Origin of the sequence: Rhodanobacter sp. DHG33 (assembly GCF_014843005.1) — a bacterium.
Classification (GTDB): domain Bacteria; phylum Pseudomonadota; class Gammaproteobacteria; order Xanthomonadales; family Rhodanobacteraceae; genus Rhodanobacter_A.
The window spans coordinates 169,478-184,552 of record NZ_JACYXM010000003.1; the positions used below are offsets into that span (position 1 = coordinate 169,478).

17 protein-coding genes are annotated in these 15,075 nt (G+C 66.6%); 4 read left to right on the forward strand and 13 right to left on the reverse strand.

Features of this window, described 5'->3' with window-relative positions; all coding sequences use genetic code 11:
- Positions 1–19: 19 nt before the first annotated feature.
- Entirely contained in the window at positions 20–1,894 is a 1,875-nt protein-coding gene (locus IHE46_RS07005; RefSeq protein ID WP_192163918.1) for an MFS transporter, read from the reverse strand.
- Positions 1,895–1,990: 96 nt separating this feature from the next.
- Positions 1,991–2,746, reverse strand: coding sequence for a Bax inhibitor-1/YccA family protein (locus tag IHE46_RS07010; protein ID WP_192164090.1), 756 nt, complete (start codon positions 2,744–2,746; stop codon positions 1,991–1,993).
- A 121-nt stretch (positions 2,747–2,867) separates the two neighbouring features.
- Here IHE46_RS07010 and IHE46_RS07015 point away from each other — a divergent pair, with 121 nt between their 5' ends.
- Together IHE46_RS07015 and IHE46_RS07020 are read left to right on the forward strand one after the other, a co-directional pair.
- Entirely contained in the window at positions 2,868–3,080 is a 213-nt protein-coding gene (locus tag IHE46_RS07015; RefSeq protein ID WP_192163919.1) for a DUF2945 domain-containing protein, read from the forward strand.
- Positions 3,077–3,625, forward strand: a complete 549-nt coding sequence (locus IHE46_RS07020) for a DUF488 domain-containing protein (RefSeq protein WP_192163920.1) — start codon at positions 3,077–3,079, stop codon at positions 3,623–3,625. The genes IHE46_RS07015 and IHE46_RS07020 overlap by 4 nt, the downstream gene beginning before the upstream one ends.
- 4 nt (positions 3,626–3,629) lie before the next feature.
- Here IHE46_RS07020 and IHE46_RS07025 read toward each other — a convergent pair whose 3' ends face one another.
- The gene (locus tag IHE46_RS07025; protein WP_192163921.1) at positions 3,630–4,616 is read right to left on the reverse strand and encodes a YafY family protein; all 987 of its coding nucleotides are present in this window, start codon (positions 4,614–4,616) and stop codon (positions 3,630–3,632) included.
- Positions 4,617–4,738: 122 nt separating this feature from the next.
- On the opposite strand from IHE46_RS07025, the gene IHE46_RS07030 reads away from it, so the two are divergent.
- Positions 4,739–5,650, forward strand: a complete 912-nt coding sequence (locus tag IHE46_RS07030) for a hypothetical protein (protein ID WP_192163922.1) — start codon at positions 4,739–4,741, stop codon at positions 5,648–5,650.
- 105 nt (positions 5,651–5,755) lie between these two features.
- Positions 5,756–6,595 carry a DUF481 domain-containing protein gene (locus tag IHE46_RS07035; RefSeq protein WP_192163923.1) on the forward strand — a complete coding sequence of 280 codons (840 nt, stop codon included), beginning with the start codon at positions 5,756–5,758 and terminating at the stop codon, positions 6,593–6,595.
- A 90-nt stretch (positions 6,596–6,685) separates the two neighbouring features.
- Here IHE46_RS07035 and hemC read toward each other — a convergent pair whose 3' ends face one another.
- From hemC to IHE46_RS07085, 10 genes are all read right to left on the reverse strand, one after another.
- Complete coding sequence (gene hemC / locus IHE46_RS07040; RefSeq protein WP_192163924.1) at positions 6,686–7,603, reverse strand: hydroxymethylbilane synthase; 918 nt, start codon at positions 7,601–7,603, stop codon at positions 6,686–6,688.
- Positions 7,604–7,670: 67 nt separating this feature from the next.
- Positions 7,671–8,375, reverse strand: coding sequence for a LytTR family DNA-binding domain-containing protein (locus IHE46_RS07045; RefSeq protein WP_192163925.1), 705 nt, complete (start codon positions 8,373–8,375; stop codon positions 7,671–7,673).
- Complete coding sequence (locus tag IHE46_RS07050; RefSeq protein WP_192163926.1) at positions 8,353–9,423, reverse strand: histidine kinase; 1,071 nt, start codon at positions 9,421–9,423, stop codon at positions 8,353–8,355. Before IHE46_RS07050 ends, IHE46_RS07045 begins: the two co-directional genes overlap by 23 nt.
- Positions 9,424–9,481: 58 nt before the next feature.
- Positions 9,482–9,850, reverse strand: a complete 369-nt coding sequence (locus tag IHE46_RS07055) for a DUF488 domain-containing protein (RefSeq protein ID WP_192163927.1) — start codon at positions 9,848–9,850, stop codon at positions 9,482–9,484.
- A gap of 65 nt (positions 9,851–9,915) precedes the next feature.
- On the reverse strand, positions 9,916–10,632 hold the full coding sequence (locus IHE46_RS07060; RefSeq protein WP_192163928.1) for a glycosyltransferase: 717 nt from the start codon (positions 10,630–10,632) through the stop codon (positions 9,916–9,918).
- A gap of 77 nt (positions 10,633–10,709) precedes the next feature.
- A complete protein-coding gene (locus tag IHE46_RS07065) occupies positions 10,710–11,576 on the reverse strand; it encodes a ParB/RepB/Spo0J family partition protein (protein ID WP_192163929.1) in 867 nt (288 codons plus the stop codon).
- 2 nt (positions 11,577–11,578) lie between these two features.
- Entirely contained in the window at positions 11,579–12,460 is an 882-nt protein-coding gene (locus IHE46_RS07070; RefSeq protein ID WP_192163930.1) for a ParA family protein, read from the reverse strand.
- Positions 12,461–12,507: 47 nt separating this feature from the next.
- Positions 12,508–13,143 (reverse strand): 16S rRNA (guanine(527)-N(7))-methyltransferase RsmG, encoded by a 636-nt coding sequence (rsmG, locus tag IHE46_RS07075; protein ID WP_192163931.1) that lies wholly within the window; start codon positions 13,141–13,143, stop codon positions 12,508–12,510.
- Positions 13,144–13,364: 221 nt separating this feature from the next.
- A complete protein-coding gene (locus tag IHE46_RS07080; protein WP_192163932.1) occupies positions 13,365–13,823 on the reverse strand; it encodes an SPFH domain-containing protein in 459 nt (152 codons plus the stop codon).
- 354 nt (positions 13,824–14,177) lie between these two features.
- The gene (locus IHE46_RS07085) at positions 14,178–15,011 is read right to left on the reverse strand and encodes a pirin family protein (RefSeq protein ID WP_192163933.1); all 834 of its coding nucleotides are present in this window, start codon (positions 15,009–15,011) and stop codon (positions 14,178–14,180) included.
- Between the last annotated feature and the right edge of the window lie 64 nt (positions 15,012–15,075).

Below are 15,075 nucleotides of genomic sequence, written 5' to 3' on the forward strand. Positions count from 1 at the left end.
ACGCTCCTACCGCGGCACGTCAGGCCATCTCGCCGCGCAACACACGTACTCGCGCCTCCAATGCCGCCGCACTGGCGCATTCCGGCGGCAGGGGCGCGTCCACCACCAGTTCCACGCGGGCGCGGAAGCGCCGCGGCAGGCGGGCGCGATGCAAGGCGGAGTCGCGCCGGCTCCACATGCTGCCCCAGAGTCCCCGCAGCGCCATCGGCACCACCGGCACCGGACGACGCGCAAGGATCCTTTCCACGCCGGATCGGAACGATGCGATCTCGCCATCCTGAGTAAGCGCGCCTTCGGGGAAGATACACACCAGTTCCCCGTCGGCGAGCGCCGCGTCCACTGCGTCGTAAGCCTGCTGCAGCACCGCCGGGTCTTCCTTCTGCCCCGCGATGGGAATGGCCTTGGCCGTCTTGAACAGGAACTTCAGCAGCGGGATGTTGAAGATCCTGTAATACATCACGAAGCGCGCAGGACGGCGCAGGTTAGCCATCAGCAGCAAGGGATCCACGTAGCTGACGTGGTTGCACACCAGCAGCGCCGGGCCTTCCTCCGGAATGTGCCGAAGCCCGTCCGCACGCACGCGATACAGCGTGCTGGTGAGCAGCCAGGTGACGAAGCGCAGGATGAACTCGGGCACCAGGGTGAAGATGTAGGCTGCCACCAGCACATTGAGCAGCGCCGCGACGAGAAAGATCTGCACGGCATGCAGTCCGAGCGCACCGAGACCCATGCCGAAGAGCGCCGCGGCCACGATCAGCACCGCGTTCATGATGTTGTTGCCGGCGATGATGCGCGAGAGCTTCTCGCGTGGCGCACGCGCCTGCACGAAGGCGAACAGCGGCACCACGTACAGTCCGGCGAAGGCGCCGATCAGGGTGAGGTCGAGCACCACGCGCCAGCTGCCTGCCGTATGCAGAAAGCCGAGCCAGTTCAGTCCACGTACGGATGCGAAGCCGTGCCGCGCGAAATACAGGTCCACGCCGAACGCGGTGAGCCCGAACGCGCCCAGCGGCACCAGGCCGATCTCCACGCGGCGGCTCGACAGTTTCTCGCACAACAGCGCGCCGATGCCGCTGCCCACGGAAAACAGCGTGAGCACCAGGGTGTAGACCGAGCCATCGCCTCCCAGCGTCTGCCGCGTGTAATTCAGCAGCTGCGCGATCAGCACGGTTCCAAAGAACCAGAACCAGGAGATGCCCAGCACCGCATTCCATACGGTGCGATCGGCACGCGTGATATCGATGACGCGCGCCGTCTCGCCGAAGGGATTCCAGTTGATCTTGAGTTCCGGCGCGGTCGCTGGCGCCGGCGGAATCGCGCGGCTGGCAAGATAGCCCACCACCGCAACCGCGATGGTCGCGGTGGCCGACAGCCACGGCCCCACATGCGCCGCACTCATCAGCACGTTGCCAGCGATCATGCCAAGCAACATCGCCAGCTGCGTGCCCATCTCCACCAGGCCGTTGCCGCCCACCAGCTCGGCCGGCTTCAGCGCCTGCGGCAGGATCGCGTACTTGATCGGCCCGAACACAGTGGAGTGCAGGCCCATCATGAACAGCACCACCAGCAACAACGTGATGTGATGGGTGATGAAGCCGACCGCCGCGATCGTCATTGCGGCAATCTCGAACAGCTTCACCCAGCGAATGATGCGCGTCTTCTCGAACTTCTCCGCCAGTTGCCCCGCGCTGGCCGAAAACAGGAAGAACGGCAGGATGAACAGCGCCGGGGCGAAATTGGCGTACAGGCCCGCAACGCGATCGTTCGATCCGAGCTGGAATCCCACCAGCATCAGCAACGCATTGCGAAACGCATTGTCGTTGAACGCCGCCAGCGCCTGCGTCCAGAAGAACGGCGCGAATCGGCGCTGGCCGAACAGGGCGAACTGGCTCATGCAGATCCATGGCGGCGGAGTCGGCGATCAGCTTAGCCGATGCGCCGAGTCCCACAGCGACCCCCCGCCCGCAAGGGGGGGCGTCCACCCGCGAACTCAGTTGCGCGACTGCAGCTTCGACAGCAGGCGCAACATTTCCAGATACAGCCACACCAGGGTGACCACCAGCGCGAAGGCACCGTACCACTCCATGTACTTCGGTGCGCCCGCGCCGACACCTTGCTCGATCATGTCGAAGTCCAGCACCAGGTTCAGCGCCGCGATCGCCACCACGACCAGGCTGAACAGGATGCCGACGCCGCTGCTGGCGCCTATGAAGCCGAAGGAATGGCCGAAGAAGCCCATCACGAAGCTGGCCAGGTACACCAGCAGCACCCCACCGGTGGCGGCGACCACGCCTGCGCGGAACTTGTCGGTGACGCGGATCAGCCCGCTGCGATAACCCAGCAGCAGCACCGCCATGGTGCCGAAGGTCAGCGCCACCGCCTGCATCACGATGCCCGGGTAGCGCATCTCGAAGACCGCCGACAGCGCACCCACGAACACGCCCTCGGCCAGCGCGTAGAGCGGTGCGGTAACCGGCGCCCAGGTTTTCTTGAACGTGGTGACCATGGCCAGCACGAAACCCACCAGCGCACCGGCGAGCACCAGCGGCCCCAGTGCGGGCAGGCTGGCCGGGCCGGCGAAACGGCTCCAGCTGAACATCGCGCCGATCACCACGAGCGCCAGCAGCAAGCCGGTCTTGTTGACCGTGCCGTTCAAGGTCATCGCGTTGCCGTCGCGACTGAACACCGCGCCGCTGGCCGCGTCGAGGAAGATGTTCTTGTTGAGTGCGGGATTTCCGCTTTGCAGTCGTGCTTCTATTGGGCTTTCGTCATCCTGGCCGGCTGCCAGACTCTTGCAGGCGGCTACTTCGCCTGCACGCTGCGGGTGCGAAGATGAGGGACATCATCAACTGACTGAGATCGCCACCATGAGCTCGCAGTTCCACGTCGGCGACCACGTGCGCTGGAATTCCGAGGCCGGCTACGTCACCGGCCGCATCGTGAAGGTGCACACGGCCGACACACTGTACAAGGGCTACCCGCGCCATTGCAGCCCGGACGACCCGCAGTACGAGATCAACAGCGACCGGACCGATCACATCGCCATGCACAAAGGCGCTGCGCTCCAGAAAATCACGTGAATACCCCCTCTCCCGCCACGATCTGGACGATTGGCCACTCCACCCGCACGCTAGAGGAATTCCTCGCCCTGCTCGTGGCGTACTCCATCGAGGCAGTCGCCGACGTACGCCGCTTTCCCGGCTCGCGTCGCTGGCCGCAGTTCGCGCGCGACGCGCTGGCCGCCAGCCTGCCCTCGCACGGCATCGGATACCAATGGTTTCCCCAGCTCGGAGGACGCCGCTCGGTGCAACCGGATTCGCCGAACACCGCCTGGCGCAATGCCGCGTTCCGCGGCTACGCCGATCATCTCGCCAGCACCGAATTCGCCCAAGGGCTGGCCGAGCTGCTGGCATTCGCGGCAAAGCAACGTACCGCCGTGATGTGCGCCGAAGCGGTGTGGTGGCGCTGCCACCGTTCGATCATCGCCGACGTGCTGAAGCAACGCGGCATTGAGGTGATCCATATCCTCGATCTGCGCCACAGCACGTTGCATCCGTGGACATCGGCCGCGCATGTCGAGAACGGCGAGCTGAGCTACGCGGCGCCGCAAGCGACGCTGCTGTAGCGCTTCAGCGCGGTGGTCCCTGGTATGCGCCCTGGGCCAGCTGCAGCAGGATCTTCATCTCTTCGCGCAGCGGCAGCGGCGCGATCACCTCGGCATCCGGACCGTACTTGAGCACGTCCATCAGCAGCTCTTTCGAGTTGGAATAAGGCAGCTGCAATTCGTAGCGGCCGTCCGGCAGCCACGCGCCCTTCTGCTGCGAATGCCAGTGTTCGTCGGCCACCCAGCGCGCGGCATGCGAGGAGAAGCGGATGGTGGCCCAGGCCTTGGGCTGGCCGGCGAATATGCCGTAGCTGGAGGCCAGTGCCTGATCGAGTTCCGCCTCTGGCACGTCGCGCGCAGACGCGTCCAACGCCTGAGCCTCCGCGATGCGATCCACCGCGAAGCTGCGCAGCGCTTCGCGGTCGTGGTCCCACACGTCAAGGTACCAGTTGTCGCGGTAATGCGTGAGCCGCTGCGGCGACACGGTACGGCGGCTGTCGGAACCGGTGGTGCGCGCGCGATAACGGAAGCGAAGTTGTTTCCGCTCCAGCACCGCGCCGGCCACGATACGGAATGCTTGCTGGTCGAGTTTGCGCGCACCCCACGGAATCACGCGGATGCGTTCGATGGGCAGCGCCTTGCCGCTGCCGCGATCCGACAGTAGGTGCTCGATGCGCGACTTGAACGGAGCCAGCGCCCCGGCCAGCACGCCGGGGCCGCTGCGGCCGATCAATTCATTGAGCGCGAGCAGTGCAGCCAGCTCGTCGGAAGTGAGCCACAGGCCCGGCAATTCGAAGCGCTCGCCTTCGACCTGCTCGTAGCGCCAGGCGGCATTCTGCTCGCTGCCGACGCTCTCGATAGGGGCGCCCAGCGCATCGCGCAGGAAACCAATGTCGCGATACACCGTGGCACGCGAGCACCCAAGTTCCTCCTTGAGCCTGTCCAGCGACACGGGGTAATGCGCCGACTTCAGCAGACGATGCAGGGTGAGGGTGCGTTCGTAGCGATCCATGGGGGCTCGGCAGTCACGGCGGGCAGATAGGAACTATGGGTACGCCAGGTCGTACCCGCAAGCCTGCCGAACGTTCGCATGGCTTACTCTTGAAACCCCCATCCTCTCGAACGGATCCGTCCATGCAGCCTACCCGCCTGCAGCCCGCCGCGGTCGACGCCGAATCGATAAGGGCGGCACCAGCGATGGATCATCCTTCGCGGGGCACCGTACTGCTGCAGGTGCTCGCGATCGGTGGCTATGGCATGTGGTTGTGGCTGGGCCTGTCCCTGCTGCTGGGCTTGAGTCCGTTGGGGCGCCGTGGAACCCTGATACCGCTGGCGCTGAGCGCGGCGCTGGTGGGCATCGGCCTGCTGCTGGCCCGTCCACGCCTATCCGAGTCGACGACCCGGCATGGCCAGAACACAGCTTCGGACCATCGCCCACCGCGCTCCATGCCGATGGCGCTGGCGACATGGCTGCTGATGCTGGCGGCGGCCGCGCTGGCACAAAGCAGCAACAGTTTCTGGATCACCCGGCTTGCCGGCGCATTGCTGATGCTGTGCAGCCTCGTCAGCCTGCTGCAGGCTACTCATGACGATCGCACCCGCCTGCCTACCCTGCTGCAACGCGCCACCGCGCTGTTGCCGGCCTGCCGTATCACCACGGCGGCTTATGCCGGTGGCCTCTGGCTGTGGCTGAGCGTGCTGGCGCAGGGCAAGTTCGTCAGCGACCACGGCACTTACCTGTGGATCCTGCTGCTGTTGGCGTTGGCGCTCGGACTGGGGCTGCTCGAAAGCGCGCTATGGCAATCGCTGCGCGAACCCGAGGCATTCGCCGGCGAGACGACACCCGACCGCGGTTGGCTCCCGACACGACTCGTGGCGGCGCTGCTGACCTACGCACTGCCTTGCACGGCATTGCTGCTGGGCGGCATGACGGGCAACCTGCCGGTCGCCGCGATCGCCGCACCGGGCTGTGCCCTGGGTCTGGCGCTGGAGCGCCACCTGTATCAGTTCACATTGGCGACCACGATCAGCCCGCAACGTGCCTGAAAAATGTCTGCCCGGTGAACAGATTCCCCGGATTCATTTGCAAATTCAAACGGTTCCGTTTTAAGGTCACGACTTACATCTGCTTAACAAATGGAAGCCCTACCGATGAAGAAGACTCTGATGGTCTCCCTCCTGGTGCTGGCCTGCGCCAGCTTTGCCGCACATGCCCAGGATGCAGGCAATGGCAGCAGCAGCTCCGATTCCAGCTCCAGCTCCAACTCCAACAACGGTGGCTGGACCGGCTCGGGCGAGTTCGGCTACGCCTCGGCCACCGGCAACACCCGCTCGCAGAACGTCAACGCCAAGCTGGGCCTGAACCAGGAAAACGAGCAGTGGAAGAACAATTTCTTCCTCGACGTGCTGCGCACCAAGGTGCAGGAGAAAGTGGTCACTCCGGCCGGCAACACCATCGACCAGTTCGATACCACCGCCAACCGCTACGACGGCGGTGCCTCGGTGGGCTACAAGCTCGACCCGCGCAGCTACATCGTGGGTGCGGCGCGCTATGACCACGACGACTTCGGCGCCAACCTGTGGCAGGGCGTGGTTTCGCTGGGCTACGGCTACATCGCGGTGAAGGACGCGCGCAACGAGCTGTCGTTCGAAATCGGCCCTGGTTACAAGGAATACCGCCCAGCGGAACTCCCCATCCTCGTCAATGGCGTCACCGTCAACCAGACGCAGCCGGTGGAACACGAAGCAATCGCCCGTGGCCTGGTCAACTACAAGCTGCGCATCACCGACAACACCTCGTTCGAGGACACGTTCCTCACGGAAGCGGGCTCCAAGGACACCTACATCCAGAACGATGCCGGCCTGGCCGTCAGCATGACCAAGAAGCTGGCGCTGAAGGTGGGCTTCCAGGTGCGCCACAACAGCACCGTGCTGCCGGGCATCAAGAAGACCGACACGCTGACCACCACAAACCTGGTCTACAACTTCTGAAGCCTCTTCGGTGGCGATGAGTCGCCCCGCGCATGCGAAACGGCCCCTGCACACAGGGGCCGTTTTCTTTGCGCAACATCATTTGGGCGTCTAAACGTTTGCACCAAGAAATTTGGCCGCCCCTTGTGCGAACAGCTCATCGGCTACAGCTCGACCCAGTGCCTCGGCATCTGTGCCTTCCGCCTGCGCGCGCAGCAGGTGGCCGCTCGATGCATCGCCTACGAGGCCGCACAGATGCAGGCCGTGCTCGGTAACCGTGCACCATGCACCCACCGGCACCGTGCAGCTGCCGCCGAGCGCCTGGTTCATCGCACGCTCCGCGCTTACCTCCAACCGGGTGTCGGCATCGTCCAGCGCTGAAAGCAGAGTCAGCACATGCAACTGGTCGGCACGCGCCTCAATGGCGATGGCTGCCTGACCCGGCGCCGGCAGCCAGCCCGGCGCGGCGAGGCGGCTGCGGATGCGCGCAGCGAGATCCAGCCGTTCGAGTCCTGCGCAGGCCAGCACGATCGCGTCGTAATGACCGGCGTCCAGCTTGGCCAGACGCGTGCCTACGTTGCCGCGCAGATCCAGCAGCTCCAGGTCCGGCCGCAGCGCGCGCAACTGCGCTTGCCGGCGCAGGGAGGACGTACCCACCTTCGCGCCATACGGCAAATCGGCGAGACCGACATAGCGGTTGCTGACGAAGGCATCTGCCGCATCAGCACGCGGAAGGATCGCCGGCAGCACGAAGCCCGGCTCCAGCTCCGCCGGCACGTCCTTCAGCGAATGCACGGCCAGATCGGCGCGGCCCTCCAGCATCGCCACTTCCAGTTCTTTCAGGAACAGACCTTTGCCACCTATCGTCGCCAGTGGCTGATCGATGATCTCGTCGCCGCGCGTCGTCATCGGTACCAGCGTCACCGCCAGTCCCGGATGCGCCGCACGCAACAACGCCGCCACGTGCTCGGCCTGCCACAGCGCGAGCGGGCTCCGACGGGTGGCAATGCGCAGCGTGTTGGGGATCATGCGGGCTCCAGGAAAGGATTCGTGCGCCATTGTCGCCCATGCCGCAACCGATGCGCAGACAGGGCACTCAGCCCATGCGCAGCAGCTTGCGCAGCGCAGGCAGGTTGCGGCGGCTCACTTCGGGGCTGAAGTCGGTGCCGGCGAGGCGCGCGAGTACGCGGCCGTCGGCCAGAGACTTCAAGCCCAGCAGGCGCGCGGGCGGCACGAGGCAATTGCGATGCAGGCGGATCAGCTGGTCGGGGTAGGCATCCTCCAGCTGACGCAGCGATTCGTCGATCAGCAGTTCACCGCCGGCATGGCGCACACGCACGTATTTCTCTTCGGCGAGCAGACAGATGACTTCGTCCAACGCCACGCGCACCTGCTCGTCGCGCACGCGCGCGTGCAGCCATGCCGTGGCGGTGCGTGGCGCGTCCGCCATCCGTTTGCGCGCGCGCTGCAATGCTTCGCGCAGGCGTTCCAGTCGCACCGGTTTCAGGACGTAGTCCACCGCGTCCAGCTCGAAGGCGCGCAGAGCGTGGTTTTCGTAGGCGGTGCAGAACACCACCTGAGGGCGGCCGTGGCCAGCCAGACGCTCGGCCAGCGCCATGCCGTCCAGCCCTGGCATGTTGATGTCGAGCAAGAGCAGGTCCGGCTTCAGCGCGGCGAGAGCCGCCAACGCGGCTTCGCCGTCGCCCACGCTGCCGGCGAGCTCGGCACCTTCGCACTCGCCCAGCAACGCGGCCAGGCGAAGGCGTGCCAGGGGTTCGTCATCGACGATCAGTACGCGCATCGTCCTTTCCCTTGTCTGGCAGCGGCAGGCGCAGGCTCACCACGTAGCGCTCGCCTTGCGGCCCGGCCTGCACCGCGGCGCGCGGACCGTAGCGGAAAGCCACGCGCCGGCGCACGCTGTCCAGGCCATGGCCGTGGCCGCCGCGGGTCGGCGCAGACGGCAGCGGGTTGGCGATTTCGATCACGATGGCGTCGCTTTCGCGCAGTCCTCGCAGGCTCACCACGCCACCTTCGCGCAGCGGCTGGATGCCGTGATGCACGGCGTTCTCCACCAGCGGTTGCAGCAGCAGGCGCGGCAGCGGGAACTCCTGGGGCAAGCCTTCCAGTTCGCGCTGCACATGCAGGCGCGCGCCAAGGCGCAGCTGTTCGATGGCCAGATAGCGGTCGAGCAGCGTCAGCTCTTCGCCCAAAGTGCCGTCGCCTTGCTCGTGCTGGCCCAGCGCGGCGCGGAACAGTTCCGCGAGGTCCTCCACCGTGCGCTCCGCCGCCGCCGGGTCGAGCGGGATCAGCGCCGCCACGGTGTTCATGCTGTTGAACAGGAAGTGCGGACGGATGCGCGCCTGCAACGCCTCCACCTGCGCGCGCGCCACCGCGGCGAGGCGCAGGCGCCACTGCGCGGCCACGTAGAAGTAGCGCAGGATCGCCGCACCGAGCAGGGCGGCGATCAACACGTTGTCGCGCACGAAGACCGCCATGCCGTCGCCCACCAGACTCATGTGCAGGGCGCCGTCCAACCCGTGCGCCACCCAGCTCGCCATGCCCACGATCGGCATGATGAGCAGCCACGCGACGAGGTAGGGCAGGTGGCCCGGCAACCGCTGCAACGATGTCCGCAGCAGGCACAGCACCACGACGATGGCCAGCACCAACCAGCTCACGAACAAGATGCCCACGCTGTAGCCGGAAAGATCCCGATGATCGCCCACGGCCAGCCACATCACGGTGGCCGCTAGCGCGCCGGTCACCAGCAAGGTGAACAGCACCGGGACGCTGCAGAAATCCGGCAACGGGCTGGGTTCGTCGGTGGTGCCGAAGGCAGGCAGGCGCATGCGCGCAGTATGCCGCAGGGCCCGCCACGGCATGCGGGGTGTGCGGCTGATGAAGGCGCTAGCGCGGCCCGTGCGTGCGCAGCCAGTTTTCCAGGTAGGACTTCAGCACCACTGCGTTGTTGTGTTCTTCGTCGCGGGCCGCGTAGAGCAGGGTGACGGGATGTTTCGCCGCGCGTTCGGCGAGCGGCCGCCAGTGCTGGCCACGCTTGTCCAGCTCGCCGGCGTAGCGCTGGCGAAAACCTTCCCAGCGCGCAGGATCGTGGCCGAACCACTGGCGCAACTCCGCCGAGGGCGCGAGTTCCTTGACCCATAGATCCAGCGGCACGTCGTCCTTCTTCAGGCCGCGTGGCCACAGGCGGTCGACCAGCACGCGGTAGCCGTCGGACCTGGCCGGCGGCTCGTAGACACGCTTGATGGTGATGCTCATGAGCGCAGGTCCCGCAAGGGATGCACCCAGCATACGCTTCCATGGTCACATGGGCGTGATGCGGCTCAGATCTCCTCGACCTTCGTCACCTTGCCGCGCCGCATCAGCCACGCCACGCCGCGCAAGTCGGCCAGACCCACCCACAGGCGATCCAGCATGCCGTACTTGGAAACACCCGCGGTGCGCGGACGATGGCCCACCGGCACGCTGGTGCTCTGGAAGCCGGCGCGCTTCACCAGCGCGGGCAGGTAGCGGTGCATGTGGTCGAAATAGGGCAGGCGCAGGAATACCTCGCGCTCGAACAGCTTGAGCCCGCAGCCGGTATCGGGCGTGGCGTCCCTGAGCATGCGCGAGCGCACCGCATTGGCGATCTTCGAGGAGATGCGCTTGTTGAAACTGTCGCGCCGCGTGGTGCGCCAGCCGGCGAACAGCTTCGTTTCCGCCGCAGCGGCATCGCGCGCGGCCAGCAGTTTCGGAATGTCGGCGGGGTCGTTCTGGCCGTCGCCGTCCAGCGTGGCGATCCAGGTGCCACGCGCCGCGCGCACGCCGTTCCACACCGCCGTGCTCTGGCCGCTGCGGGTGACGTGGTGCAGTACGCGCAGTTCGGGATGCTGCGCCTTCTGCGCATTCAGCACGGCGCGGCTGTCGTCGCTGGAATCGTCGTCGACATAGACCACTTCGTAGTCGACCTTGCCGCGCAGGGCCGCGGCGATCTCGGCAAGCAGCGGCGGGATGTTGTCGCGCTCGTTGAACACGGGGACGACGACGGAGAGCTGGGGCATGGGAGAGCCTTTGCGGAGACAGATGCCGCGATGCGACGGCAGGGGCGCATTTTAACCCGGTGCGCGCCGAAGCAGCTTCAGCGCAGTTTGCCGAGGATGCCTTCCAGCTCGTCGTTGCTGTGGTAGTGGATCACCAGCTTGCCGCGGCCGCCGCTGCCGACGGCGAGTTCGACGCGGGTGGCGAAGCGTTCGGCCAGCTCGCGTTCCAGCGCGGCGATGTTGGGGTCGCGCGCAGGGGCACGCTTGGCCTTGCCCTTGGGGGCGGCCTGGGCGCGGCGGGCGGCGTCCTCCAGTTCGCGCACCGACCAGCCTAGCGTCGCCGCCTGGCGGGCGAGCTGCACGGCGACGGATTCGTCGAGGGTGAGCAAGCAGCGCGCATGCCCCATCTCCAGCTTGCCTTCGTCGAGCAGCTTCTTGATCGACTCGGCCATCTCGGTGAGACGCAGCAGGTTGGACACCGCGGCGCGCGAACGGCCCACCGCATCGGCAGCCTGCTGATGGGTAAGTTCGAAGTCCTCGATCAGGCGCTTCAGCGCATCGGCTTCTTCCAGCGGAGTGAGGTCCTGGCGCTGGATGTTCTCGATCAGCGCCATCGCCGGCACCGCGACTTCCGGCACCTCCTTCACCAGCGCGGGGATCTCGGCGAGCTGGGCGCGCTGCGAGGCGCGCCAACGGCGCTCGCCGGCGATCAGTTCGTACTGGTTCTTGCCGATGGCACGCACCACCACGGGCTGGATCAGGCCCTGCGCCTTGATCGAGGCGGCGAGCTCGTCCAGCGCCTCGTCGTTCCAATGGCGGCGAGGCTGGTACTTGCCGGGCTGGATCTGCTGGATCGGCAGCGTGCGCAGCTCGCCCTCCTGCTCCAGCACCGGCGCGGCGGCGCCTTCGCCACCCAGCAACACGTCCAGTCCGCGACCCAGCCCACGCTTCTTTGCAGCAGCCATGCTCAATCCTGATGGTTGGCGGCGGGCGCCTTGAGCGCCATGCCATGCACGCCCGGCTTGGGCGGCTCGGTGATGTCGTCGGCTTCGACCGCCTCGCCGGCGTCGACCGGCGCCGGCGGCAGGCCGCGTTCGCGGCGGATGATCTCGCCGGCCAACCCGATATAGGCGATCGCGCCGCGCGAACTGCGATCGTAGAGATGGATCGGCTGGCCGTGGCTGGGCGCCTCGGCGAGGCGGATGTTGCGCGGGATGATGGAGCGCAGCACCTTGTCGCCGAAGTGCGCGGTGAGCTGCGCCGACACTTCGTTGCCGAGGTTGTTGCGCACGTCGTACATGGTGCGCAGCAAGCCTTCGATTTCCAGCTTGGGATTCAGCCGCTGACGCACCGCCTTGACCGTTTCCAGCAGGCTGGAAAGGCCTTCCAGCGCAAAGAATTCGCACTGCACCGGGATCAGCACGCCGTCCGCCGCGGTGAGCGCGTTGAGCGTGAGCAGGTTCAGCGTGGGCGGGCAATCGACCAGGATGGTGTCGTAGCGGCTGGCCACCGGGGCCAACTGTTCCTTCAGGCGATGCTCGCGCGCCAGCGTGTCCATCAGCTTCAGCTCGGCGGCGGTGAGGTCGCCGTTGCCGGGCAGCAGGTCGTAATGGGCGTCGGTGGCGACCACCGCATCGGCCACTGTTGCCTCCTCCAACAGCACCGCGCAGCCGTTGGGCCGCGCCTCGTGCTTATTCACGCCGGAGGCCGTGGTGGCGTTGCCCTGCGGGTCGAGGTCGACGAGCAGCACGCGGCGCTTCGCCGCGGCCAGCGCTGCCGCGAGGTTCACTGCCGAGGTGGTCTTGCCGACGCCGCCCTTCTGGTTGGCGACAGCGATGATGCGTGCCATGTCGTCGTTTCGTGTGCGCGAAAGGGGACCTAGATTAGCAGCCGGATTCAGCTTGCGCTGCGACCGAGCACCACCAGGCTGCGCTCGGCGTCCAATCCCGGCACGGCGAGCGCGTGGATGCCGCGCACCGCGAAGCCGGGCGGCACGCCGGGCAATTCCTCGTCCGGCGCCTTGCCCTTCATCGCCAGCCAGATGCCGTCCGGCGCCAGCAGGTGGCCGCCCCAACCGAGCATGTCGGCGAGGCTGGCGAAGGCCCGCGCGGTGATGCAGTCGAACCGGCCTTCCACTTCTTCCACCCGCGACTGCACGGCACGCACGCCGTCGAGCTTCAGCGCACGGATCGCCTCACGCAGGAAGCGCACCTTCTTGCCGTTGGAATCCACCAGCAGGATCTGCCGTCCAGGTGCCGCGATGGCCAGCACGATGCCGGGCAGGCCGGGGCCGGTGCCGAGGTCGGCCAGCGTTTCGCCCTGGACGTAAGGCAGGATCGCCAGCGAGTCGAGCAGGTGCCGGGTGATCATCTCCGCCGGATCGCGGATCGCGGTGAGGTTGTAGGCCGCGTTCCAGCGCTCCAGCAGGGCCTGATAGTCCAAGAGGCGCTCCACCGCTTCTGCCGGCAGGACAAGGCCGAGCGCGGCGATGCCCTGTTCCAGACGTTGCTGCAGGGCGGCGCGGGCGGTCATGGGGTGTCCCTTGAAACGGTGATGGGTGGGCAAGTATCCAGGGTCGCCCGGGAAAAATCGCCTGCAACAGCCGCCACGTCGAGCCAGCGATGGCCGGAAGGGCTGTTGCCGAAGATGGCGGCAGCAGACAAGGAAAACCCGCCGGGCGGCGGGTTCAAGGCTTGCTCAACTCCCCTGTGCGCGGGCGCTCTCGGGCGGCCCTGCGCGACACGGCATCGGGCTCAGGCGGCGAGATCCAGCTCGACGCGGGTCACCATCACGCCGCGCGGACGCAGCATACCGTTGAGACTCTGCTTGAGCTGCTGGCCCAGCATCCGCTGGTCGCCGGTTGCCTCGACCTTGCCCTGCAGCGCCTCCACGGCACCACGGCGGATCAGCTGGTCGGCCTGTTCGATCACGGCGTCGGCGCGCTCGGGTTCCAGCACCTGCCAATACACCGTGCCGCGTACGTCGCCCGCCTCGGCCATCGGCTCCTCGAAACGCAGCACGCGGCCACCGAGATCGATGCGATGCCCTACCCGGTCCAGCAACGGCAGCACCAGGTGGATGCCCGTCTGCAGCAGCCGTACCGGCTTGCCGCGGCGGTACAGGCTGTAGACCTGGCCGGCCGGCACGCGCTTCACCGTCACGACGGCGAACAGGGACAGGCAGACGATGGCGGCAAGAATCAGGGCAAACATGGCTCGAAAAATCAGTGAGTTATCTATGAATTGTTGCGCTTTGACTAGAGGTTCAGGATACAGCCAATTGAAGCTCGAAGATTAATTTTTATTTAACGCCTATGCCGGGTCATTTGCAAGCCCCTGAAATCGCGACTTTTATCGTCGCCGGCTGGCCCAATCCAAAGGCAAGCATCAGTCGTACCAGCGGGCACCATCGAAGGCGGCTATCACCGGGGCTAACGCCTGAACCGGGCTGGCAGCTGGATGTCGCGCATCGATCCGGTTTGCTTTTCCCACCGCCAAAGCCGCATCTGCATGCGCGCACGGCCAAGCCCCGGCCAGCATGGCCGGGGCAATGACGGACACGGGGCGTCAGAATTTGCCGGCGCGGAAATCGGCGATCGCTTCGTGGATCTGCTCGGGCGTGTTCATCACGAACGGCCCGTAGCGCGCCACCGATTCGCCCAGCGGCCGGCCCGCGACCAGCAGCACGCGCGCCGGGGCCTCGCGGCCGCCGATGCGCACGCTCTCGCCCGGCGACAGCACCGCCAGCTCGCTGCGCGCAAGCTTGTCGCCGGCCACCTGCGCATCCGTACCGTCGAACACGTAGGCAAAGGCATGGTGACCTGCCGGCAGCGGGATCTCGACCTGCGCGCCCGGCTCGACCGCGATGTCCAGGTACACCGGGTCGGTGACGATGCCGGCCACCGGACCGGTGGCGCCGGCCAGTTCGCCCGCGATCACTTTTACTGCCACGCCATCCGCCGGGTGCACCGTGGGGATGCGTTCGGGCCCGATGTCCTGATAGCGCGGCGCGGCCATCTTGTCGCTGGCAGGCAGGTTCACCCACAGCTGGAAGCCCCACATCAGGCCGTTCTCCTGCTGCGGCATTTCCGAATGCAGGATGCCGCGCCCGGCGGTCATCCACTGCACGCTGCCGGGCACGAGGTCGCCGCGGTTGCCATGGTTGTCGCCATGTTGCATGTGGCCGGCCAGCATGTAGGTGACCGTCTCGAAGCCGCGGTGCGGGTGCTCAGGGAAGCCGGCGATGTAGTCGTCTGCGCTGTCGGAACGGAACTCGTCCAGCAGCAGGAAAGGATCGAGCATGTCCAGCCCGGGCTGGCCGATGACGCGCTTCAGCTTCACGCCCGCGCCGTCGGCGGTGTCGATGCCGCGGATGCGGCGGAGGATGCGGCGTTCGCTCATGACGATGCTCCGGTTGATGGAATGCCGCCTAAGATGCGCGCGCGGCGCGCATTACCCAAGCGCC

What these genes read in the sequence shown, in the direction of transcription:
- IHE46_RS07005 (WP_192163918.1), bottom strand. Translation starts at nt 1,894, where the DNA reads ATGAGCCAGTTCGCCCTGTTCGGCCAGCGCCGATTCGCGCCGTTCTTC.
- IHE46_RS07015 (WP_192163919.1), top strand. Translation starts at nt 2,868, where the DNA reads ATGAGCTCGCAGTTCCACGTCGGCGACCACGTGCGCTGGAATTCCGAG.
- IHE46_RS07025 (WP_192163921.1), bottom strand. Translation starts at nt 4,616, where the DNA reads ATGGATCGCTACGAACGCACCCTCACCCTGCATCGTCTGCTGAAGTCG.
- IHE46_RS07030 (WP_192163922.1), top strand. Translation starts at nt 4,739, where the DNA reads ATGCAGCCTACCCGCCTGCAGCCCGCCGCGGTCGACGCCGAATCGATA.
- IHE46_RS07035 (WP_192163923.1), top strand. Translation starts at nt 5,756, where the DNA reads ATGAAGAAGACTCTGATGGTCTCCCTCCTGGTGCTGGCCTGCGCCAGC.
- hemC (WP_192163924.1), bottom strand. Translation starts at nt 7,603, where the DNA reads ATGATCCCCAACACGCTGCGCATTGCCACCCGTCGGAGCCCGCTCGCG.
- IHE46_RS07045 (WP_192163925.1), bottom strand. Translation starts at nt 8,375, where the DNA reads ATGCGCGTACTGATCGTCGATGACGAACCCCTGGCACGCCTTCGCCTG.
- IHE46_RS07050 (WP_192163926.1), bottom strand. Translation starts at nt 9,423, where the DNA reads ATGCGCCTGCCTGCCTTCGGCACCACCGACGAACCCAGCCCGTTGCCG.
- IHE46_RS07055 (WP_192163927.1), bottom strand. Translation starts at nt 9,850, where the DNA reads ATGAGCATCACCATCAAGCGTGTCTACGAGCCGCCGGCCAGGTCCGAC.
- IHE46_RS07060 (WP_192163928.1), bottom strand. Translation starts at nt 10,632, where the DNA reads ATGCCCCAGCTCTCCGTCGTCGTCCCCGTGTTCAACGAGCGCGACAAC.
- IHE46_RS07065 (WP_192163929.1), bottom strand. Translation starts at nt 11,576, where the DNA reads ATGGCTGCTGCAAAGAAGCGTGGGCTGGGTCGCGGACTGGACGTGTTG.
- IHE46_RS07070 (WP_192163930.1), bottom strand. Translation starts at nt 12,460, where the DNA reads ATGGCACGCATCATCGCTGTCGCCAACCAGAAGGGCGGCGTCGGCAAG.
- rsmG (WP_192163931.1), bottom strand. Translation starts at nt 13,143, where the DNA reads ATGACCGCCCGCGCCGCCCTGCAGCAACGTCTGGAACAGGGCATCGCC.
- IHE46_RS07080 (WP_192163932.1), bottom strand. Translation starts at nt 13,823, where the DNA reads ATGTTTGCCCTGATTCTTGCCGCCATCGTCTGCCTGTCCCTGTTCGCC.
- IHE46_RS07085 (WP_192163933.1), bottom strand. Translation starts at nt 15,011, where the DNA reads ATGAGCGAACGCCGCATCCTCCGCCGCATCCGCGGCATCGACACCGCC.